Below are 20373 nucleotides of genomic sequence, written 5' to 3'. Positions count from 1 at the left end.
TGGATTATCCTGCCCTTATTTAAACTGTTTGAGGAAACGAAGATCGTTTTCGAAGAAGGCGCGCAGATCGGTCACGCCGTAACGCAGCATGGTCAGACGCTCCATCCCCATGCCAAATGCGAAGCCGGAGTAGACTTCCGGATCGATGCCGACGTTGCGCAGCACGTTCGGGTGCACCATGCCGCAGCCCAGCACTTCCAGCCACTTGCCGTTTTTACCCATTACATCCACTTCTGCGGAGGGTTCGGTGAACGGGAAATAGGACGGACGGAAGCGGATCTGCAGATCTTCTTCGAAGAAGTTGCGCAGGAAATCGTGCAGCGTGCCCTTCAGGTTGGTGAAGTTGATGTCTTTATCAACGATCAGCCCTTCCATCTGGTGGAACATTGGGGTGTGGGTCTGGTCGTAGTCGTTACGATAGACGCGGCCCGGCGCGATGATGCGAATCGGCGGCTGCTGGTTTTTCATGGTACGGATCTGCACGCCGGAAGTCTGGGTGCGCAGCAGACGGGTAGCGTCAAACCAGAAGGTGTCGTGATCGGCACGCGCCGGGTGATGACCCGGTATATTCAGGGCATCAAAGTTGTGGTAGTCATCTTCGATTTCCGGGCCGGTGGCGACAGTGAAGCCCAGTTCGCCAAAGAAGCTTTCGATGCGATCGATGGTACGGGTGACCGGGTGCAGGCCGCCATTCTCGGTACGACGACCCGGCAGGGAGACGTCGATGGTTTCCGCGGCAAGGCGTGCATTCAGGGCTGCGCTTTCGAGTTCGTTTTTGCGTGCGTTAAGCGCCTGCTGCACCTGCTCTTTCGCTTCGTTGATCACAGCGCCTGCTGCCGGACGCTCTTCCGCCGGCAGCTCACGCAGGGTGGTCATCTGAAGGGTAAGGTGCCCTTTTTTTCCCAGGTATTCGACGCGTACGTTATCTAACGCGGCAACATCCTGGGCATCGTTTATAGCTGCCGTTGCACTGGCAACCAGCTCTGCGAGATGTGGCATGGTTTTCCTCGTTATACCGGTTTGTCTCCCGGCGTAGTGGTTTTTCATTCGTCATATCGCACTGTTTTGACGCTGCGTTGCAGCAGGACAAAACAAAAAAGCCTCCGCGAGGGAGGCTTTTGGCGTGTTATTTTCCGTTTCTTTTCTTACGCGCAAAGCCCCCTGGTGTCAGGCGCTAAAGTAAAAAAAGAAGCGGAAAAGAGCAGCGTTCATGCTTGCAGTGACCTTGTTGATGTAGTTGATAACGCTATTGAAAGATTCTACGGCTAAAAAGTCAATCTTCGCGGCGGGCGGAAATGAAAAGAGGGAGCAAGCTCCCTCTTCCACCGGCTTACGCCAGAGCTGCTTTCGCTTTTTCAACCAGTGCAGTGAATGCCACTTTGTCGAATACAGCGATGTCAGCCAGAATCTTACGGTCGATCTCAACAGACGCCTTTTTCAGGCCGTTGATGAACTTGCTGTAAGAGATACCGTTCTGACGTGCTGCTGCGTTGATACGCGCAATCCACAGCTGACGGAACTGACGCTTTTTCTGACGACGGTCACGATAAGCGTACTGGCCAGCTTTGATAACAGCCTGGAAAGCAACGCGGTAAACGCGTGAACGCGCACCGTAGTAGCCTTTGGCTTGTTTAAGGATTTTTTTGTGACGAGCACGTGCAATTACACCACGTTTTACGCGAGCCATTTAGCTCTCCTGTTCTATTCTGTAAAAAAGTTAAAAGTTAAACGACTTATGCGTACGGCAGGCACGCAATTACCAGACCCAGATCGCCTTTAGAAACCATGGCTTTCGGACGCAGGTGACGTTTACGCTTGGTAGCTTTTTTGGTCAGAATGTGACGCAGGTTAGCGTGCTTGTGCTTAAAACCACCTTTACCGGTTTTTTTAAAGCGCTTAGCAGCACCGCGTACGGTCTTGATTTTTGGCATTTTTTAACTTCCACTTCGCATTGTTAATAAATGAAACACAGGCGAACATCTCTGTGAGGCTTAACACCCCTCAGAGATGCTACTTGATGGCCTTATTGTTTCTTCTTCGGAGCGAGCACCATGATCATCTGGCGGCCTTCGATCTTCGATGGGAAGGATTCGACCACTGCCAGTTCAACCAGATCTTCTTTCACGCGATTAAGCACTTCCATACCGATCTGTTGGTGGGCCATCTCACGACCGCGGAAACGCAGTGTGATCTTGGCCTTATCGCCCTCTTCAAGAAAGCGAATCAGGCTGCGGAGTTTTACCTGATAGTCGCCTTCATCTGTGCCAGGACGGAACTTAATTTCCTTAACCTGGATAACCTTTTGCTTCTTCTTCTGTTCCTTAGAAGATTTGCTCTTTTCATAGAGGAATTTGCCGTAGTCCATAATACGGCAAACGGGCGGCTCGGCGTTAGGGCTAATTTCGACTAAGTCGACTCCGGCTTCTTCAGCTTTTTCCAGAGCTTCTCTCAGACTTACAATACCAAGCTGCTCGCCTTCCAGACCAGTTAAGCGAACTTCCTGGGCGCGAATTTCGCCATTGATACGATTTGGACGCGCCGTTTGAACTCGTTTTCCGCCTTTAATACCTTATTCCTCCAGTTGTTGAAGACTGCGGCTGCGAATTTCTTGTTGCAGCTTCGCGATCACGTCGTTTACGTCCATGCTTCCAAGGTCTTTACCGCGACGGGTGCGCACGGCAACTTTGCCTGCTTCAACCTCTTTATCGCCACAAACCAGCATATAAGGGACACGACGTAAAGTGTGCTCGCGGATTTTAAAGCCAATCTTCTCGTTTCTCAAGTCCGCTTTTACACGAATGCCCGCATTTTGTAGTTTACGGGTCAATTCGTTAACGTATTCAGACTGTGAATCGGTGATATTCATCACCACCACCTGTACCGGGGCGAGCCATGTCGGGAAGAAACCCGCAAACTCTTCAGTCAGAATACCGATAAAGCGTTCCATAGAGCCCAGAATCGCACGGTGGATCATCACCGGCACCTGACGCTCGTTGTTTTCGCCTACGTAGGATGCGCTCAGGCGGGACGGCAGCGAGAAGTCCAGCTGCACGGTACCACACTGCCATGCGCGATCCAGGCAGTCATAGAGGGTGAACTCAATTTTCGGGCCGTAGAACGCGCCCTCACCCGGCTGGTACTCGAAGGGAATGTTGTTCTCTTCAAGCGCCACCGCCAGATCCGCTTCGGCGCGATCCCACATGTCGTCGCTGCCGATACGTTTCTCCGGACGGGTGGAGAGTTTCACCACGATTTTTTCAAAGCCGAAGGTGCTGTACATGTCATAAACCATGCGAATACAGCTGTTCACTTCGTCGCGCACCTGATCTTCAGTACAGAAGACGTGGGCATCATCCTGGGTAAAGCCACGTACACGCATCAGGCCATGCAGTGCGCCAGACGGTTCGTTACGGTGGCAGCTACCGAACTCAGCCATACGCAATGGCAGGTCGCGGTATGATTTTAGACCCTGATTGAAGATTTGCACGTGGCCCGGGCAGTTCATCGGCTTGATGCAGTATTCACGGTTCTCGGAAGAGGTGGTGAACATCGCATCTTTGTAGTTATCCCAGTGGCCGGTTTTTTCCCACAGCACGCGGTCCATCATGAACGGACCCTTCACTTCCTGGTACTGGTACTCTTTGAGCTTGCTGCGCACGAAGGTTTCCAGCTCGCGGAAGATGGTCCAGCCGTCGTTGTGCCAGAACACCATACCCGGCGCTTCTTCCTGCATGTGGTAGAGATCGAGCTGCTTGCCAATTTTACGGTGGTCGCGCTTCGACGCTTCTTCCAGACGCTGCAGATAGGCGTTCAGGGCTTTTTTATCCGCCCACGCGGTGCCATAGATGCGCTGCAGCATTTTGTTGCTGCTGTCGCCGCGCCAGTAAGCACCGGCGGTTTTCATCAGTTTGAAGTGATGACAAAAACGCATGTTCGGCACGTGCGGACCGCGGCACATGTCGATGTATTCTTCGTGATGATACAGGCCCGGCTTGTCGTCCTGAGCGATGTTTTCATCAAGGATGGCGACCTTATAGCTCTCACCGCGGGACACGAAGGTCTCGCGCGCTTCCTGCCAGCTTACTTTCTTCTTGATAACGTCGTAGTTGGATTCCGCCAGCTCGTGCATACGCTTTTCAAGCTGGTCCAGATCGTCCTGCGTCAGGGTGTGCTCAAGATCGATATCGTAGTAGAAGCCGTTATCGATAACCGGACCAATCGCCATTTTGGTGTGCGGCCACAGCTGCTTGATGGCATGGCCCAGCAGGTGCGCACAGGAGTGACGAATGATTTCCAGCCCTACTTCATCTTTCGCGGTGATGATAGCAAGCTGCGCGTCACGCTCGATGAGATCGCTGGCGTCAACCAGTTCACCGTCAACGCGGCCCGCGATACAGGCTTTTGCCAGGCCTGGACCGATGTCCATCGCAACATCCATGGGGCTGACTGCACGATCGTAATGGCGTTGGCTGCCATCAGGAAGAGTAATTACCGGCATGATAAATCCTTATTCACAGTGGTGACCCACACGAAAGATCACATATGACATTAATGAGAGTGTGTTTTCAGCAAGTGACGAAACCATCTAACCAACCGTTGTTAAATTGGTCCGCACTTAAAAAAAATGAGGGCAGTTTCCTGCCCTTACGCGTAGGCCTATGGTAACACTAATAAAAGCAGGAATGCTATTTATCGCGACGCTCGCCTCGCTGTCTTCTCAGAAACAGGAGGCGATACACAACAAACATTTAGCGTGGAGGAAGGGTTGCAGCGCGACTGCGAGGCTGCGCGCACACTTTTTCTGCCGCGTGTTTGCCGGCAAGGAAGGCGTGGTCTGAGTTGTAGTACTCCCATTCGCTGTAGCGGCCCGCCAGGGTGATGTCATAGTGCTGGAGCCACTCCCGGGCCAGCGCAACGTTCTTTTCGCGGGCGTGATCGTAAATCACATAGGCGTAAGGAATATCCACCTGATTAGCCGTCAGGATAGCATCGTCCTCATTGATAATCCCGACGCTGATGCACTCGGCGATACAGCGGTCTGTCAGCGCCTGGCCATCCATCGGCAATGGCATTTTATCGGAGTAGCTGATCTCGCAGGTCAGGCCGCAGCCCCCCGGGGGGTTGCACCACGGGCTGGCGTTGCCCTGTACGAAAATGCGGTGAAAAATGGTCTCCTCGGGATAGTAAATCCAGTGCTTATCGGTGAGATCCGCCCGGCCAATGCCGAGGTTTACGCAGCGTACCGAAGTATGCCGCAGCCCCTCTGCCGCGGCGGCAACCTCCGCCGGCACTTCACTCCCCGCCATGCGCAACAGGACCGGCAGCGGCAGCGTACTGATCAGCTGCTCATAGCGATAGCTGCGCCCGTCCGCCAGCACCGCAATATGCTCGCGTGGGAAGATCGCCGTCACCTCTGCCCCGGTCACCAGCGGCCCTTTCAGCAGCGGCAGGAAGCCGGACATCAGCGCCTGAAAGCCGCCGCGCAGCGGATAGCCAAAGCGGGCATTCGGCCCCACCGGCTTACCGGCTGGCGTCAGCGCCCCCTCGATGATCTGTCCCAGATCCGGGAGCGGCACGCGGCCGCCCAGCCATGAGGTCTCCATCTCGGTAAGTGGCACCTTCCACAGCTTGCGGTTGTAGGGAATAGCAAAATAGCGCGCAATGCCCGCCCCCCAGGTCTGATAGATAAAGGCCTCAAAGCTTGACGCGGATTTATCGCGAGCGGTCAACACACAGTCCCCGCCGGGCACCACGCCGTCAGCGCAGCAGTCGTCCGGCTGAGAAGCGGACCTGTCGCCTGAAAGCGTAGCAGTGGTGGTGCCGCCGTAACGCGCCTCGACCGCGCCCAGGATGCACTCTTTAATCACCGGCGCGGGCAGGCCATGGAGCGCACTCTGGTACGGATAGCGGGTATAGACGTTCTGGCTGTAGATCCAGGCTTCCCGATCCTGCCAGTGCAGATTGTCTTTCAGCAGCAGCCTGTACATATCCAGCACATAGGGATCGGCTGAAAACATGATGTGTCCGGCGTAGTCGAAGGTGAAGCCATGATCCTCAATCGACCGGCACCAGCCGCCGACCTCGGCGTTACGCTCCAGCAGTACCGCTTCAGCGCCGTAGTGAAATGCCGCGCTCAGCCCCGTCGGCCCGGCACCGAGAATCAGACAGCGAGCAAACGCCGGCGCTTCTTTATTGGCAGGCTGCAGGCGGGTAAGCGCCTCCCCGGCAGTTAAATCCGCGCCCGAGGAATCCGACGCATTCGCCGCCAGTGCCCGTTCGATCAGCTGCTGCATGGTCTGCGCGGTGGTGTCCCAGGATGTCGCCTCTACCACGGCACGCATACGCTGCGCCTGCTCGCTGCGCGCCGTCGCGGTCATTGCCAGCGCCGCTTCGCAGCCGCGAATGAACTCGTCCGGGGTATGGCCGATGGCAACCAGGTTGCCGTAGGGAATTTTTACGTCGGTGATCGCGGTGCTGACGATGGGCAGTGCCGCCGCCATGTACTCCAGCACTTTTGTCGGGCTGATGTAGCGCGTCGAGGCGTTGATAGCAAACGGCATCAGGCAGACATCCCACCCGGCAAGGAATTGCGGCAGCGCCTGATAGGGCTGCTGACCAAAATAGTGAATGTTATCGCGCTGCGGCAGCGTGGCCGGATCGATCTTCACCACCGGCCCAACCATCACGATCTGCCATGCCGGATGGGCATCGGCCAGGGCGGCGATCAGCGCCAGGTCCATACGTTCATCGATTACGCCGTAGTAGCCCAGCCGCGGGTGCGGCAGCGCGTCCTGAAGCGGATGCGCGTTGCTGCGGTCCAGCGCCTGCTCAAAGTGAACGGCATCCACGCTGCTCGGGAAGCACCAGGCATTATCGTGCCGGCCCTGCTTGGCAGCATGCAGGCTCGGCCCGCCGGTGAACAACAGATCGGCGCGGGTCATCAGCGCCGACTCGCGCTGCAATAGCTGGCGCGGCGCATTTTTAAACGCCGACAGCTCGTCCATGCAGTCGTAGATCACCAGCGAGGGCGTAAACGCGGCCAGCAACGGCAGCGCCATCGGCGTGTAGAACCAGACCACTGCATCGGGGTGCTCATCGCCCAGCGCCCCCAGGAGCGGCAGCAGGCCCGCGATCTATTCATCGTGAAAACCGGGCGCTGCCACGTCGGTGTGCGGGCAGATAACCGTTACGCCGGGCGCAGGCGCGCTTCGGTGTAACCCCGGCGGCCCGGCTTCATACACCGGCTCCTCGATAAAGATCACCTGATAGTAGCCGGCAAGACGGGACAGCAGATGCTGCGGACGCTGATAAACAAAATCCCAGCGCAGATGGCTGAACACGATAAGCGTTTTCATAGGTTGCTCCTTTCCCGTCTGACAGGAACTCAACTGCAGGTGAAATAGCGAGAGGGTGTGCTGCGCCCTGCGCAATGCGTGCGCGTAAGGCAGACAGAGGGTGCGGGCCAGCGGATCGGGGCCAGCGTGACGCGGCTCCCACAGGCCGCTGCGATGCCAGTGCGCACCGTGGTCCCAGTCGGGACGGTCAACAATGGGATAGAGACAGATGCCGGCGATTTCCGCGCCGTTTAACTGCGCCTGGGCCACGTCGTTGGCGACAGCGGTGATCCACGCCCCGCGCCCGCTGCCGACGTGGCTGGTTTCTGCCACCAGCAACGGACGTTGAAAGCGCTGGTGAAGGTCGCTCAACATGACGTGGAACGGCCGTCGTCGCCGATCGCCAAGATGCCAGTAAAGCCGCTGCTGGCCCGGAGCCTGCCACTGGTTGTCGTGGTAGTAGTTCACGCCAATCATATCAAGAATTTGCGGCTGCCCGCCCAGCTCCGGGGCGCGCAGGCCGGCCAGCATCTCCCAGGCCTCAAACTGGGCCTCATGCTGAGTGTCAGCGTGATGCTGGCTCTGCGCCTCGCCGTCAGGCGTGACAAAAATCAGCGGATCGCAGTGCAGGAAACGCGCCCGCGGATCGGCCTGGCTAATGGCAGCGCAGGCCGCCAGCGCGGCGCGCACCAGCTGACGCTTGAACAGCGTACCCGAGGCCTCGTGCAGCGGCTCACCGGCGGGAAAATAGCCCACGGCCAGCGCCCAGCTGGTAAAGGAGATTTCGTTGATCGGTGAATAGACCGGCGGCTCGTCATACCAGGGCGCGAGATAGCGCGCTACCGCGCCGCAAAAGCGGGCGAATCGCGGCACAAACGCAGCATCGAGCAGCGGGAGCCCGGCGGGCCAGCCATAGTGCAGCAGCGTCCAGCAGATCTGGATGTCGTGCGCTTTCGCCGCCAGCATTCGCGCCCGGATATGGCTGAAATCAAATCCTCCGTCCCGCTCGGTGATGCGCCAGCCCGCACTCTCCCGCACCGTGGTCATGGCCCAGGGCGACAGCGCCGCATAGTCTTCAGCCGCCCGGGCCAGATGGCCGGTCGCGTCATTCATCGAAAGCGAGACTCCCTGCGCATTAATGTGGTCCGCGCCCTCGAACCCGGCTTGCCAGTAACTGCGAAACGGCACAGGCATCCCCTCCTTGCGGCACGGGCAACCCGCGCCGTACAAAGCGTGTAGAGGAATATCTCGCTCTTTCTGTGGGTGAAGCTCTGGTATTCCGGCAGAAGAGTGGTGAAGAGATAAGGCTCGAATAACGCTGAACGTGGCCGGGAACGACCAGAAATAAGTAACGTTTCCGTCCAGAAATAATTAACCTTGCTTATCAAAGCCTGGCGCACTGCCGCAGGGTTTACCAGCGTAGCGACAGCATTTTGAAGCGGGCCGCAACTAACCCACTCATTTATATGTGGTTATTAATGGTAGCCCTGAGGCGTTGGGCGCAGCACCGGGCGTGCGCCGTGTTTAACAAATAAATAGTGCTTACTATTTCGTAAGCGAGGCAGCAATCGCGATCGCCCCGGGCCTGATCAGAGTCACCAGACTGAAACTCTGTTAGCGCGATGGAAGTATTATTTCCCTGGGCGATTGTTAAAATAGTTGTGCCTGACGCTGCCGTTTGTACAAATATTCCGTCCCGATCGGCTTGATCCCACACTATTTTTTTGAATTAAGAATTGTCTTATAAGGAAAACTTAACTATCCGCTGGGTTTCATTGAAAACCTGCTATTCTTGTTCATGCATTAGAAATTAATACTCAGGGAGAACAGTTTCGATGGATCGAATAAATATCAATAATGCACACATTATTAATTCGCCAGAATATGATTACTGGCCATGCAGAAATGCATTTCCTGATATGCAACGAGGGCAATGATGACTTTCGCCGAGAATTATCATGACTGGCTGCGCGATGCGCACGCTATGGAAAAGCAGGCTGAGAAAATGCTCACAGCTATGGCCGAGCGTATTGAGCACTACCCACAATTTCAGCAGCGTATTACTCAGCATTTGACAGAAACGCAGCATCAGCTTTCACTGCTCGAGGAAATACTCGATCGCAACAATGTTTCCCGCTCCTTAATTAAGGACACCTTCAGCAAACTTGAAGCGCTGGGTATGTCGCTGGGAAGCAAACTCGCCTCAGATGAAATTGTTAAGCTGGCTATTAGCAGCTACGTTTTCGAGCAATTAGAAATTGCCAGTTATACCGCACTGATTAGCGCAGCTAAGCTTGCTGGTGATAATGCGGCGATACCGGTTTTCGAATCTATTCTGAAACAGGAAGTGGCCATGGCTGAATGGGCTTTGCTGCATCTTCCTGACGTCAGCGAACAGTTTCTTCAACGCGCAGCGGCACCCGGTGCCGAGGCAAAAAAATAACCGTTCTCCCATCACTACTATGAGGGTTTGATGATGTTTATGACCATTACACACCAGACGTTCATCGATCCGGTACGCGGCGCAGAATCAGGAACCTCCCTGCCTGCCCACGATCGGAAATCGCCGACCCGTCGCGGCGAACAGAAATAGTTTATCCCCTGAATCGTGATGCTGGTTTTGCCCTGCCCTCTCTCCGGCGGGGCTTTTTTATAGGCATAATAAAGGGGCTGCACGCCCCTTTATTTATTATCAGCAAACCGCTTTTATATTTTTCCTCTCCCTCAGCAGCCACTCCCGTGATTTATATATCGCACCACCGGAACGCAACATCAGACAAACTCTGCTCCCCACTACCATCGGAATGAATTTACCATGAACTTCACCCTTCACATGTGAAAACCAGGTTCTCATTGTTTTCTCCTTAGTAGTAAACGCGAATATCTGCGGTTTGGATAATAAGGTTATTACAACATGAATTTACTGGCAAATATCGGCGAGTGAGAATAATCTTAAAGGGTTTAAATTCACTACCAGCCCACCTTTCAGCGTTGCGATATATCATTTCGTAGCTAAACTTTATCCTGCGACGGTGATATTTCCGACGCTTTTGCTGAGCATGGATAATTTACAGGAGAAACAAAATGGCACAACATCGTGGTGGTTCCGGTAATTTTGCTGAAGATCGTGAGCGTGCGTCCGCAGCAGGCCGTAAAGGTGGCCAGAACAGCGGCGGCAACTTCAAAAATAACCCTGAGCGCGCCTCGGAAGCGGGCCGCAAAGGTGGGAAGAACAGCCACGGCGGCGGTCGCAAGCCCAGCTAAATAGCGGACAATCCGTCCGGTAAAAAGAGCAAATTTGCCTGGCGAATTTGCTCTTTTTTACGTTACGGCATTACGTTACGGCACAGACCAGCGCAATGAATAATTAACAATAATAATGATTAGCACCGATAGCTATCGCCGTGTACAGGCAATGACCACCAGCGGAAAGCGTTTAGCAGGCATAAAAAAACCGGAACAGCAGAATCCGGTTTTTTAATTAATTGCAGAATTTACGCGGCGGGGAATTAATACCATTCACCTGCAACCAGGGTATGCGGATTAAACGCATCATCCATGGTTTTACCAGTGGATTGCGTACCCGGAACGATATTTGAACCGGCTTCGATATCACTGACCTGCCAGCTGGCGGCCGGGGTGGTTTGAATCGTGGTCTGAGCTGGCGCGGCAAAGGCACCGAAGGAAAGCGTGCCGAGAAGGGCCGCTACCGCCGTAATGGTTAATTTTTTCATGACGTTATTCTCTTTTCTGGAGTAACAAAAGGCATACTTCGCCTGTAGATAAATTGTAGATCCAGATCACATTTCTTAACAGTCAATTTATTTGTCGAAAGGTGTCAAAGAAACTGAAGCTATTGCAGGTTACGGAATTGTGAGGGAATTATTTGGGCGGTAAACCGAAAGCAGGATAATAACAGCACAAACAGACTATTCAGCGCTACGCAATAATAAGGCCGGGAAGAACCCCGGCCTTATTTATTACATGGTGTAGCCGAGCGACACGGTAGTGCGACGATCGGTGTGATCCGGTGCAGAAGATGGTGGCTCAGAGTTCCACGTCAGGTTATAGGCGACTTTCAGACCGAAATGGTCGTTAATCGCCACGTTGAGCGCGGTTTCAGAGTTAACGGTGGTGTCATCAGCACCGAAGACGGAAACGCCCTGAGTGAATTTCGCGTTGTCAGAGAACTGCCAGGCGTAAGTGCCGGACGCGTAACCTAACCCCTGCGTTTTATCTTCGCCGTTGGTGTATTCATCGTAACGCACACCCGGACCGAATTCCAGACGCAGACTGTGCACCGGACCGTTGAGGATCTGGCGACCATAACCGAGGGTAGCGACATCACGCTGACGATAGCCGTTGTAGCGGTCGGTCAGCCAGCTGCCTTGGCCGAACAGGTAATCGCGATCGTTAACGTTGATGCGCGAACGCGCGCCCGCTGCATATTTCTCAGAGGAGCGTTCATCGTTGGAAGAGGTATTGCTGGCATTGCCCCACAGCGACCAGGCGGTGGTTTCGCCGTACCAGGTCATCTGAGTGTCAGCGGTCAGTGACGAACTTTCAGTATTGCCAGACTGTGCCTGATAACCGGCATGCAGGTTGCCTTCGAAAGGTTTTTTAGCGCTGGTTGGATCATCCATGACAGTAAAAACGGAATCATCGGCATACGCAGATTGCGCCGCAATCATGCCTCCCGCAAGCATCATCGCTACGGGTACTGTCTTTAAAAGCTTCATTTATCAAGTCCGTACAACAAAAAAAAGAGACCGACACGGTCCCGGAATCTTTACTACGAATCAATAACTTCAGTGCCGCGTAAAGGTAACAAATTATAAAAAGGCCGCATTAACATAGCAATGAATTCCTGTTTCGTTTTTTGAATAAGAAGCCTCTCAAACTCGCATTAAATGAATAACTCTTTAGCGCGGATGACGCGCAATATTAATTTAATTATCAGCCGGTTATTTCTGCTGGATTGATAATCGGCTGCTACGCTTAGGACAGCTCATTCGCACAGGAGGGAATATGGTACGTATTTATACGCTTACGCTCGCCCCGTCGCTTGATAGCGCCACCATCACGCCGCAGATCTACCCCGAAGGTAAGCTGCGCTGCACCGCACCGGTGTTTGAACCGGGCGGCGGCGGCATCAACGTTGCGCGCGCTATTGCTCACCTCGGCGGCAAAGCCACCGCGATCTTCCCGGCAGGCGGTGCCACCGGGGAACATCTTACCGCCCTGCTGCTTGATGAGCAGGTCTCCGCTGACACCGTAAAAACCCAGGACTGGACGCGCCAGAATCTGCACGTCCACGTTGAGTCAGGCAGCGAACAGTATCGCTTCGTGATGCCCGGTGCGGCGCTGAGCGACGACGAATTCCGCCAGCTGGAAGAGAAAGTGCTCGGTGTTGAGTCCGGCTCGATACTGGTGATAAGCGGCAGCCTGCCGCCCGGCGTGGACGTGAAGAAGCTGACCCAGTTGATTCAGGCGGCTCAGCAACGGGGGCTGCGCATTATCGTCGACAGCTCCGGCGAGGCGCTCGCCGCCGCACTTGAGGTCGGCGGCCTGGAACTGGTGAAGCCCAACCAGAAAGAGCTGAGCGGCCTGGTGAAACGCGACCTCGACGAGCCGGATGCTGTGCGTCAGGCCGCCATCGACCTGGTGAAAAGCGGTAAAGTGCGGCGCGTCGTGGTGTCACTTGGCCCGCAGGGGGCGCTGGCGGTCGATGGTGACAACTGTGTGCAGGTGGTTCCGCCGCCGATGAAGAGCCAGAGTACGGTTGGCGCGGGCGACAGTATGGTCGGTGCGATGACGCTGAAGCTGGCGCAGGACGCTTCGCTTGAGGAGATGACGCGCTACGGCGTCGCCGCGGGCAGCGCCGCTACCATCAATAAAGGTACGCGACTGTGCGCCCGGGAAGATACCGATAAGATCTTCGCCTGGCTTAACCGCTAACCCGCGCTCGCGGGTGATTTCCCGCGTTTCGACTATGCTAAAAAACGTTCGCGAACAATGAGGTGATGCATGAGCAGCGATGATATTAAGCGTTTTGTGGTAACGATTACCGGGGGCGATCGCAGCCTGACCGATATCAACGAGCTGACCAACGCCATGACGCGCGGCGGGTTCGCCCTTACCGTGGCGGACGACGATGGCAAAGTACATGAGCTGGGTCCGCTAACGTTCAGCATCCTCGGCACGCTGGATGCCGATGAGGTAAAAAGCCTGGCCGAAGGGCTGGGCGAGTCGGCCCTGGATACCAGGCCAGACGTTGAGGTGACGCCGCTGGAGCAGTGGTTTAGCGAGAACGCCTCCCGCTAAGCACCAGCGGCTCCCGCCGGGTGCAGCGCTGATGAAGCGCTGCGTCAGCCAGACCATCTGTGGAGAGACATTATGTGGCAAGCCATTAGTCGTCTGTTACACGAGCAGTTCGGTGAGGGAGAGATCGAACAACGCACTGAGCTTCCCGGCGGGGAGATCCACGCCGCCTGGCGTATCCGCTATGCCGGACATGAGATTTTTGTGAAGTGCGACGAGCGGGAGCTGCTGCCGATCTTCACTGCCGAAGCCGACCAGCTTGAATTATTGTCGCGCAGTCACACCGTGACGGTGCCGCAGGTCTACGGCGTCGGCAGCGATCGCGACTACAGCTTTGTGCTTCAGGAGTACCTTGCTCCGCGTCCGCTGGACGCCCACAACGCCTTTTTGCTGGGGCAGCAGCTGGCACGGCTTCACCAGTGGAGCGACCAGCCGCAGTTTGGCCTCGACTTTGATAACGACCTCTCTACCACCCCGCAGCCCAATGCCTGGCAACGCCGCTGGTCCACCTTTTTTGCTGAACAGCGCATCGGCTGGCAGCTTGAGCTGGCGGCAGAGCGCGGTCTCGATTTTGGCGACATCGATCAGATAGTTGATGCGGTACAGCAGCAGCTCTCGTCGCATCAGCCACCGCCGTCGCTACTGCACGGCGATCTGTGGTCCGGCAACTGCGCCCTCGGCCCGCATGGCCCCTATATCTTCGATCCGGCCTGTTACTGGGGCGATCGCGAGTGCGACCTGGCGATGCTGCCGCTGCACAGTGACCAGCCGCCGCAGATCTATGACGGCTACCAGTCCGTTGCCCCGCTGCCGGCGGGTTTTCTGGAGCGACAGCCGCTGTATCAGCTGTATACCCTGCTCAACCGCGCCATTCTGTTTGGCGGCGAGCATCTGATGGTGGCGCAGCGCGCGATGGAACGGGTACTGGCGGTGTAATACCGCCAGCAGGCTCAGATAAAGCCGAGCAGGGAGAAGCAGAGGTAACCCAGCACGATAACGATGACGGGCAGCACATAGAGCGGGAAGATCTGCAGGAAGATGGTGTGGCGCGGCACCATGATTTTGCTTTCGAGCTGTTCGCGACTCAGGCCGTCTGCCCCTTTTGCGCGCTCAAGGATCAGCTGATCCTCTACCCCTTCACGCAGGAACTTCGCCTGACGGCTCATGCGCGCCCCGGACGCCTGCAGCGCCAGACCAACAAAGATCAGCGCAAAGATGACCCAGAACATCAGGTTCAGGGAGCGACCAAAATCCGGGGTCGGCGAGTTGAACCAGAACAGATTCAGGAACGGGGTATTAAAACGCATCATGTCGATCATCACATGAGCAAAATCGAGCATGACCGCATTGATACCTGCCTGCTTCTCGCTGTGCGCGTACATATACTTCAGTACGGAAATCAGGGTTGAAAGCAGCGATGGAATGAAAATCACCCAACCGGCAATGCGCTTCAGGATGGCGATGCGTCCAGCTTGTTGATACGTCATTGGTTCCCCTTGATAAAGACGCCTTGATTCAGCGTTAAGTCTACCTGCTCGCACCTGATTTCGCCTGTTCTTTCATGCCGTTTGATCGCGCAGGCGTTATGTGTCAGTTTTAGCGCAGTGCATTTTCCCTTTCATTACAGGAGTAGTCGATGACCCCTTCTCGTCAGATCCTCGCCGCAATTTTCGATATGGATGGTTTGCTGATTGACTCTGAGCCGCTGTGGGACCAGGCCGAGCTGGAGGTGATGGCAAGCCTGGGCGTAGATATTTCCCGCCGTGACGAGCTGCCCGATACTCTCGGTCTGCGCATCGATATGGTGGTGGATCTCTGGTTCGCCCAGCAGCCGTGGAACGGGCCGGACAACGCGGAAGTTACGCAACGTATTATCAGTCGCACATTAACGCTGGTGGAAGAGAAACAGCCGCTGCTGCCCGGCGTACTGGCCGCAGTGCAGCTGTGTAAAGCCCAGGGGCTGAAAGTGGGCCTGGCGTCGGCCTCGCCACTGCACATGCTGGAGCGCGTGCTGGCGATGTTCGATCTGCGTGACTATTTCGATGCCCTCGCATCGGCAGAGCATCTGCCTTACAGTAAGCCGCATCCACAGGTGTATCTGGATGCCGCCGCGAAGCTTGGCGTTGACCCGCTCACCTGCGTCACGCTGGAAGATTCGGTCAACGGCATGATTGCTGCCAAAGCGGCGCGGATGCGCTCCATCGTGGTGCCGGCGCACGAGAACCGCGCAGACACGCGCTGGGCGCTGGCGAACGTCAAGCTCGACTCACTGGAAGCGCTGCGCCCTGAGCATCTGCTGGGCTAATCCTGCCGGGCGCGATAAGCGCCCGTTAACCGTCATTTGGTGACGCCATTCCGCTTTCTGAAACCTCGTTTCAGTTTAATTTGAGTTTTCATACCGCCCTGCCTAAGCTCATCTCATCCGGGACGGCGTTGCCGTTTCTTACTGAGTGAAAACGAGGAAGCGATGATGGGTGATGCCTTCAACCTGGCCGGGAAAGTGGCCATCGTCACCGGGTGCGATACCGGGCTGGGACAGGGAATGACGCTGGGTCTTGCCGGGGCCGGGTGCGATATTGTGGCGGTAACCCGCAAAACGCCCACAGAGACGCAGCAGAAAGTCCAGGCTCTGGGACGCCGCTTCACGGCAGTGCAGGCCGATCTTGGCACCCTTGAGCCCGTCGAGCGCATCATCAGCCACGCGCTGGATACCTTCGGTAAGGTGGATATTCTGGTGAATAACGCCGGCACCATCCGCCGGGCCGATGCCATTGATTTCAGCGAGCAGGACTGGGATGAAGTCATCGATCTCAACCTGAAGTCGCTGTTCTTCCTCTCTCAGGCGGTGGCAAAACAGTTCATCAGCCAGGGCAGCGGCGGCAAAATCATCAATATTGCCTCCATGCTCTCATTCCAGGGCGGAATACGCGTTCCCTCTTACACCGCCTCCAAAAGCGGGGTGCTGGGCCTCACGCGCCTGCTGGCCAATGAATGGGCGCCGCACCATATCAACGTCAACGCTATCGCGCCGGGTTACATGGCTACCAACAATACCCAGGCGCTGCGTGAGGATGCGGAGCGCAATCAGCAGATCCTCGACCGTATCCCCGCAGGCCGCTGGGGCACGCCCGAGGATCTCGCCGGACCGGTGGTGTTTCTCGCCTCGGGCGCGTCGGATTATGTCAACGGCTATACCCTGGCGGTGGACGGCGGCTGGCTGGCGCGTTAAACGTCACTAAAGGTAAATTGTTACACCGTCACTACTTCCGTCTACTGTATAAAAACCCTATACTGGATGAATCGACAGCTCCAGCGGGTTTTATCATGACGGCGGAAGGCCATCTGCTTTTTTCTATTGCCAGTGCGGTGTTTGCCAAAAATGCCGAACTCACGCCGGTGCTCGCGGATGGCGACTGGTGGCATATTATTCCGTCTGCCATTCTCACCTGTCTGCTGCCGGACATCGACCACCCGAAGTCGTTTCTCGGGCAGCGCCTGAAATGGGTGTCAAAACCCATCGCCCGGGCGTTTGGTCATCGCGGTTTTACCCACAGCCTGTTGGCGGTGTTTGCGGTGCTGACCTTCTTCTATTTACAGGTACCGGAAACCTGGGTCGTACCGCCGGATGCGATTCAGGGCATGGTGGTGGGTTATCTCAGCCACATCGCCGCCGATATGATTACTCCCGCCGGCGTACCGCTGCTGTGGCCCTGCCGCTGGCGCTTCCGCCTGCCGTTACTGATGCCGCAAAAAGGGAACCAGCTGGAGCGCGTGCTGTGCATGGCCTTCTTTGCCTTTGCCATCTGGATGCCGCAGGGGCTGCCGGAAAACAGCGTCATCCGCGCCTCGTCTCAGCTGATCAACTCGCTGCAAAACGGCTTTAACCGCTTTATTTCTCCTCACTCCGGTCAATAAGCAAACAAAACACGTCTTTTTGTCATAAACCATTCCATTTGGATATAAGGGCGCGTGCGAGCCATCTGCTAACCTTGCGCCATAAAGGCACGACAAAGGCGCGTGCCTGCAAATAATAAATCAGGAGAACGGGGATGAACTTTCCTTTAATCGCGAACATTGCGGTGTTCGTCATTCTGCTGCTGGGGCTGGCGAAAGCCAGTAAAGCGCAGTGGAGCCTCGCCAAAAAAGTGCTGGTGGGTCTGGTCATCGGTGTGGTGTTCGGTCTGGCGCTGCACGCGATCTATGGCGACAACAGCCAGGTGCTGAAAGATTCCATTCAGTGGTTCAACATCGTCGGTAACGGCTATGTGCAACTGCTGCAAATGATCGTAATGCCGCTGGTCTTCGCCTCGATTCTGAGCGCGGTAGCCCGTCTGCATAACGCCGCCTCGCTGGGTAAAATCAGCTTCCTGACCATCGGCACGCTGCTGTTCACCACGCTGATTGCCGCGCTGGTCGGCGTGCTGGTCACCAACCTGTTTGGCCTGACCGCCGAAGGCCTGGTGCAGGGTACCGCTGAGAGCGCGCGCCTGACGGCGATTGAAACCAACTACGCCGGGAAGGTTGCAGACCTGACCGTGCCGCAGCTGCTGCTCTCCTTCGTACCGAAAAACCCGTTTGCCGATCTTACCGGCGCGAACCCAACCTCTATCATCAGCGTAGTGATCTTCGCCGCCTTCCTGGGCGTCGCTGCGCTGAAACTGCTGAAAGACGATGCGCCGAAAGGCCAGCGCGTACTGGTGGCCATCGATACCCTGCAGAGCTGGGTGATGAAGCTGGTGCGTCTGGTGATGCTGCTGACGCCGTACGGTGTGCTGGCGCTGATGACCAAAGTCGTTGCCGGCTCTAACCTGCAGGACATCATCAAGCTCGGCAGCTTCGTGGTCGCCTCGTACCTCGGTCTGGCGATCATGTTCGGCGTGCACGCCCTGCTGTTGGCCGTTAACGGCGTCAGCCCGCTGCGCTTCTTCCGCAAGGTGCTGCCGGTTCTGACCTTCGCCTTCACCAGCCGCTCCAGCGCCGCTACTATCCCGCTGAGTGTGGAAGCCCAGACCCGTCGTCTTGGCGTACCGGAAGCGATCGCCAGTTTCTCCGCGTCCTTCGGTGCCACCATCGGCCAGAACGGCTGTGCGGGTCTTTACCCGGCGATGCTGGCGGTGATGGTTGCTCCGACTATCGGTATCAACCCGCTGGACCCGGTGTGGATCGCAACGCTGGTCGGTATCGTCACCCTCAGCTCTGCCGGTGTTGCGGGCGTGGGCGGCGGGGCCACCTTTGCCGCGCTGATCGTTCTGCCAGCGATGGGCCTGCCGGTGACGCTGGTCGCCCTGCTGATCTCCGTTGAACCGCTGATCGACATGGGCCGCACCGCCCTGAACGTAAGCGGCTCCATGACCGCCGGTACGCTCACCAGCCAGTGGATGAAGCAGACCGACAAAGCGGTAATGAACAGCGACGAGGAAGCCGAACTGGCGCACCGTTAATCGCACGCACAAAAAAACCTGCGCGGTGCTGCATCGCGCAGGTTTTTTTATGGGCGGAATTCAGTGAATGCGTTGTTTTCGCCGGAAAGATTAGCCGTACCGGGATGAGGTTGCGAGTCGAACGCCCGCGGCGCGGGTTAACTCAGTGATCGTCGTGATGGTCGGGTTGCCATTTTCCGACAGCGCACGATAGATGTGCTGGCGTGAAAGCCCGGTTTTTTTGGCAATCTCGCTGACGCCGCCCCGGGCTTCAATAACCTGACGGAGAGCGATAAGGAACGCGCTCACGCCGCCTGGCTCGTAAATCCCTTCCAGCGCGGTCTGCAAATAGATTTCAGCATAGTCCGGATCCGCGCGCAGCTCTTCAACCATTGCAGCATCATGATCTACGGCAGCCGGAGAAGTTACGCTGACCTCGTTAAGCTCTGTTACCTGTTCGATGTGGTCACTCATTTTGTCAGTCTCGCGTGATAATCGTTGAGATAACCTACTGCTTTATCAATATCGTCATCCTGGGTGCTTTTATCACCACCGATTAACAGCAAAATAATCGCTCCTTTATCCATTGCGTAATACACCCGATAGCCCGGACCGCAATCTATGCGTATGCCCACACGCCCTGTCTTTCAAACTTGTGATCGCCAAAGTTTCCGGCGGTTGCTCGCGCAACGCGGATGTCGATCCTTGCTGCGGCCTGGGGGTTTTTCCGTCTGAGCTTACTAATCCAGTCCGTGTATGGAACGTGGTTATTGTGGTCCTGATAACGTTTTGCAATATAAAGCATCATCACCTCGCCTTCCTGGCCTGAGATGATTGTCGCTTATAAAGGACATTGCCACAAGGTGATTTGTCACTTTTAAGTGACAGCGGGCTATGGCGGAGCCGGGGGTTAAAACGCGCCTGGCTTACATCTCCTCTTCCTGGCGCACCTGCAGCGCCCAGCGCTGGGCCGACTCCGGCACGGTGAACGCCGGAGAGCGGCGGAAGTGATCCCCCACCAGCACAAACGCTACGTACTTACCGCGCAGTAACCACACATCCTTGAATCCGTCCATCTTGTGGGCGTGATCCGGCGGCGCAGGCTCGACGCGCGGGACATAGCTAATAACGGGGCGATTTTGTTGGCGTAACGTTTTCATAGTCAAACTGGCGTTGGTCACTCTTACAAAAAAAGGCAGCGCCTATGATAGCGGATCTCACCGCGCAACGTCGCGCCCGGCGTGCGGTTTTGCGTTAAAAAACAACAGCCGAAGCGGCAGTCTGCCAGGGCTGAAGCG

General features: G+C 56.1%; 22 protein-coding genes, 1 pseudogene and 1 other annotated feature. Of the genes and pseudogenes, 9 read left to right on the top strand and 14 right to left on the bottom strand.

All coding sequences use genetic code 11. From position 1 onward, the window contains the following. Window positions 1–15 precede the first annotated feature (15 nt). From pheS to KFZ77_RS19705, 8 genes are all read right to left on the bottom strand, one after another. Complete coding sequence (gene pheS, locus KFZ77_RS07995) at window positions 16–999, bottom strand: phenylalanine--tRNA ligase subunit alpha (RefSeq protein ID WP_031519782.1); 984 nt, start codon at window positions 997–999, stop codon at window positions 16–18. Window positions 1000–1090: 91 nt separating this feature from the next. Beyond that, window positions 1091–1217: a sequence feature (Phe leader region), on the bottom strand. Beyond that, window positions 1168–1212 (bottom strand): pheST operon leader peptide PheM, encoded by a 45-nt coding sequence (gene pheM / locus KFZ77_RS07990; protein WP_201770422.1) that lies wholly within the window; start codon window positions 1210–1212, stop codon window positions 1168–1170. It overlaps the preceding feature by 45 nt. Before the next feature lie 113 nt (window positions 1218–1330). Next, window positions 1331–1687 carry a 50S ribosomal protein L20 gene (rplT, locus tag KFZ77_RS07985; protein WP_013366084.1) on the bottom strand — a complete coding sequence of 119 codons (357 nt, stop codon included), beginning with the start codon at window positions 1685–1687 and terminating at the stop codon, window positions 1331–1333. A gap of 46 nt (window positions 1688–1733) precedes the next feature. Then, window positions 1734–1931 (bottom strand): 50S ribosomal protein L35, encoded by a 198-nt coding sequence (rpmI, locus tag KFZ77_RS07980; RefSeq protein ID WP_001124225.1) that lies wholly within the window; start codon window positions 1929–1931, stop codon window positions 1734–1736. A 92-nt stretch (window positions 1932–2023) separates the two neighbouring features. Next, window positions 2024–2566, bottom strand: coding sequence for a translation initiation factor IF-3 (infC, locus tag KFZ77_RS07975; protein ID WP_072001962.1), 543 nt, complete (start codon window positions 2564–2566; stop codon window positions 2024–2026). A 3-nt stretch (window positions 2567–2569) separates the two neighbouring features. Then, window positions 2570–4498 (bottom strand): threonine--tRNA ligase, encoded by a 1929-nt coding sequence (gene thrS, locus KFZ77_RS07970; protein WP_031519786.1) that lies wholly within the window; start codon window positions 4496–4498, stop codon window positions 2570–2572. Between the two features lie 250 nt (window positions 4499–4748). Further along, entirely contained in the window at window positions 4749–7079 is a 2331-nt protein-coding gene (locus KFZ77_RS19710) for an NAD(P)-binding protein (protein WP_319640969.1), read from the bottom strand. Between the two features lie 54 nt (window positions 7080–7133). Next, entirely contained in the window at window positions 7134–8522 is a 1389-nt protein-coding gene (locus KFZ77_RS19705) for a beta-glucosidase (protein WP_319640968.1), read from the bottom strand. A gap of 748 nt (window positions 8523–9270) precedes the next feature. Between KFZ77_RS19705 and KFZ77_RS07960 the strand changes: the two genes are divergently transcribed. Together KFZ77_RS07960 and KFZ77_RS07955 are read left to right on the top strand one after the other, a co-directional pair. Then, window positions 9271–9777, top strand: a complete 507-nt coding sequence (locus KFZ77_RS07960; protein ID WP_264386163.1) for a ferritin-like domain-containing protein — start codon at window positions 9271–9273, stop codon at window positions 9775–9777. A gap of 641 nt (window positions 9778–10418) precedes the next feature. After that, window positions 10419–10598: a con-10 family general stress protein gene (locus KFZ77_RS07955; RefSeq protein WP_024548692.1), complete on the top strand. Its 180-nt coding sequence runs from the start codon at window positions 10419–10421 to the stop codon at window positions 10596–10598. 245 nt (window positions 10599–10843) lie between these two features. Here KFZ77_RS07955 and KFZ77_RS07950 read toward each other — a convergent pair whose 3' ends face one another. Continuing rightward, window positions 10844–11068: a hypothetical protein gene (locus tag KFZ77_RS07950; protein WP_031519790.1), complete on the bottom strand. Its 225-nt coding sequence runs from the start codon at window positions 11066–11068 to the stop codon at window positions 10844–10846. A gap of 246 nt (window positions 11069–11314) precedes the next feature. Beyond that, window positions 11315–12073: a DUF481 domain-containing protein gene (locus KFZ77_RS07945; protein WP_264385925.1), complete on the bottom strand. Its 759-nt coding sequence runs from the start codon at window positions 12071–12073 to the stop codon at window positions 11315–11317. Between the two features lie 289 nt (window positions 12074–12362). Between KFZ77_RS07945 and pfkB the strand changes: the two genes are divergently transcribed. The 3 genes from pfkB (at window position 12363) to KFZ77_RS07930 (ending at window position 14591) form a co-directional block, all read left to right on the top strand. After that, window positions 12363–13292 (top strand): 6-phosphofructokinase II, encoded by a 930-nt coding sequence (gene pfkB, locus KFZ77_RS07940; RefSeq protein WP_264385924.1) that lies wholly within the window; start codon window positions 12363–12365, stop codon window positions 13290–13292. Between the two features lie 69 nt (window positions 13293–13361). Further along, window positions 13362–13658: a type V toxin-antitoxin system endoribonuclease antitoxin GhoS gene (gene ghoS / locus KFZ77_RS07935; RefSeq protein WP_031519794.1), complete on the top strand. Its 297-nt coding sequence runs from the start codon at window positions 13362–13364 to the stop codon at window positions 13656–13658. A 72-nt stretch (window positions 13659–13730) separates the two neighbouring features. Further along, a complete protein-coding gene (locus tag KFZ77_RS07930; RefSeq protein WP_031519796.1) occupies window positions 13731–14591 on the top strand; it encodes a fructosamine kinase family protein in 861 nt (286 codons plus the stop codon). A gap of 14 nt (window positions 14592–14605) precedes the next feature. Here KFZ77_RS07930 and KFZ77_RS07925 read toward each other — a convergent pair whose 3' ends face one another. Then, window positions 14606–15142, bottom strand: a complete 537-nt coding sequence (locus tag KFZ77_RS07925) for a YniB family protein (protein WP_031519798.1) — start codon at window positions 15140–15142, stop codon at window positions 14606–14608. 149 nt (window positions 15143–15291) lie between these two features. Between KFZ77_RS07925 and hxpB the strand changes: the two genes are divergently transcribed. The 4 genes from hxpB to KFZ77_RS07905 all read left to right on the top strand — a co-directional run bounded on the left by hxpB (window position 15292) and on the right by KFZ77_RS07905 (window position 19096). Beyond that, complete coding sequence (hxpB, locus tag KFZ77_RS07920; protein WP_031519799.1) at window positions 15292–15960, top strand: hexitol phosphatase HxpB; 669 nt, start codon at window positions 15292–15294, stop codon at window positions 15958–15960. A gap of 162 nt (window positions 15961–16122) precedes the next feature. Then, the gene (gene kduD, locus KFZ77_RS07915; RefSeq protein ID WP_031519801.1) at window positions 16123–16884 is read left to right on the top strand and encodes a 2-dehydro-3-deoxy-D-gluconate 5-dehydrogenase KduD; all 762 of its coding nucleotides are present in this window, start codon (window positions 16123–16125) and stop codon (window positions 16882–16884) included. Window positions 16885–16979: 95 nt separating this feature from the next. Beyond that, window positions 16980–17570, top strand: a complete 591-nt coding sequence (locus KFZ77_RS07910) for a metal-dependent hydrolase (protein ID WP_031519803.1) — start codon at window positions 16980–16982, stop codon at window positions 17568–17570. A 134-nt stretch (window positions 17571–17704) separates the two neighbouring features. Next, the gene (locus tag KFZ77_RS07905) at window positions 17705–19096 is read left to right on the top strand and encodes an L-cystine transporter (protein ID WP_031519805.1); all 1392 of its coding nucleotides are present in this window, start codon (window positions 17705–17707) and stop codon (window positions 19094–19096) included. 90 nt (window positions 19097–19186) lie between these two features. Here KFZ77_RS07905 and KFZ77_RS07900 read toward each other — a convergent pair whose 3' ends face one another. From KFZ77_RS07900 to cedA, 3 genes and pseudogenes are all read right to left on the bottom strand, one after another. Next, window positions 19187–19549 carry an addiction module antidote protein gene (locus KFZ77_RS07900; protein ID WP_031519806.1) on the bottom strand — a complete coding sequence of 121 codons (363 nt, stop codon included), beginning with the start codon at window positions 19547–19549 and terminating at the stop codon, window positions 19187–19189. Further along, a pseudogene (locus tag KFZ77_RS07895) lies at window positions 19546–19880 on the bottom strand (type II toxin-antitoxin system RelE/ParE family toxin). Before KFZ77_RS07895 ends, KFZ77_RS07900 begins: the two are co-directional and overlap by 4 nt. A 121-nt stretch (window positions 19881–20001) precedes the next feature. Continuing rightward, the gene (gene cedA / locus KFZ77_RS07890) at window positions 20002–20235 is read right to left on the bottom strand and encodes a cell division activator CedA (protein WP_031519808.1); all 234 of its coding nucleotides are present in this window, start codon (window positions 20233–20235) and stop codon (window positions 20002–20004) included. Between the last annotated feature and the right edge of the window lie 138 nt (window positions 20236–20373).

It is taken from the genome of Siccibacter colletis, from assembly GCF_025914095.1.
Lineage (GTDB): Bacteria > Pseudomonadota > Gammaproteobacteria > Enterobacterales > Enterobacteriaceae > Siccibacter > Siccibacter colletis.
Note: the sequence above shows the minus strand (reverse complement) of the source record. Positions and strands in the feature narration are given on the sequence as shown.

Excerpts from the sequence above, each read along its gene's own strand:
- rpmI (WP_001124225.1), bottom strand. The coding sequence starts at position 1,931 with ATGCCAAAAATCAAGACCGTACGCGGTGCTGCTAAGCGCTTTAAAAAA.
- hxpB (WP_031519799.1), top strand. The coding sequence starts at position 15,292 with ATGACCCCTTCTCGTCAGATCCTCGCCGCAATTTTCGATATGGATGGT.
- rplT (WP_013366084.1), bottom strand. The coding sequence starts at position 1,687 with ATGGCTCGCGTAAAACGTGGTGTAATTGCACGTGCTCGTCACAAAAAA.
- kduD (WP_031519801.1), top strand. The coding sequence starts at position 16,123 with ATGATGGGTGATGCCTTCAACCTGGCCGGGAAAGTGGCCATCGTCACC.
- KFZ77_RS07900 (WP_031519806.1), bottom strand. The coding sequence starts at position 19,549 with ATGAGTGACCACATCGAACAGGTAACAGAGCTTAACGAGGTCAGCGTA.
- KFZ77_RS07950 (WP_031519790.1), bottom strand. The coding sequence starts at position 11,068 with ATGAAAAAATTAACCATTACGGCGGTAGCGGCCCTTCTCGGCACGCTT.
- KFZ77_RS07960 (WP_264386163.1), top strand. The coding sequence starts at position 9,271 with ATGACTTTCGCCGAGAATTATCATGACTGGCTGCGCGATGCGCACGCT.
- thrS (WP_031519786.1), bottom strand. The coding sequence starts at position 4,498 with ATGCCGGTAATTACTCTTCCTGATGGCAGCCAACGCCATTACGATCGT.
- pfkB (WP_264385924.1), top strand. The coding sequence starts at position 12,363 with ATGGTACGTATTTATACGCTTACGCTCGCCCCGTCGCTTGATAGCGCC.
- KFZ77_RS07930 (WP_031519796.1), top strand. The coding sequence starts at position 13,731 with ATGTGGCAAGCCATTAGTCGTCTGTTACACGAGCAGTTCGGTGAGGGA.
- KFZ77_RS07910 (WP_031519803.1), top strand. The coding sequence starts at position 16,980 with ATGACGGCGGAAGGCCATCTGCTTTTTTCTATTGCCAGTGCGGTGTTT.
- KFZ77_RS07905 (WP_031519805.1), top strand. The coding sequence starts at position 17,705 with ATGAACTTTCCTTTAATCGCGAACATTGCGGTGTTCGTCATTCTGCTG.
- KFZ77_RS07955 (WP_024548692.1), top strand. The coding sequence starts at position 10,419 with ATGGCACAACATCGTGGTGGTTCCGGTAATTTTGCTGAAGATCGTGAG.
- KFZ77_RS07925 (WP_031519798.1), bottom strand. The coding sequence starts at position 15,142 with ATGACGTATCAACAAGCTGGACGCATCGCCATCCTGAAGCGCATTGCC.
- KFZ77_RS07945 (WP_264385925.1), bottom strand. The coding sequence starts at position 12,073 with ATGAAGCTTTTAAAGACAGTACCCGTAGCGATGATGCTTGCGGGAGGC.
- ghoS (WP_031519794.1), top strand. The coding sequence starts at position 13,362 with ATGAGCAGCGATGATATTAAGCGTTTTGTGGTAACGATTACCGGGGGC.
- cedA (WP_031519808.1), bottom strand. The coding sequence starts at position 20,235 with ATGAAAACGTTACGCCAACAAAATCGCCCCGTTATTAGCTATGTCCCG.
- pheS (WP_031519782.1), bottom strand. The coding sequence starts at position 999 with ATGCCACATCTCGCAGAGCTGGTTGCCAGTGCAACGGCAGCTATAAAC.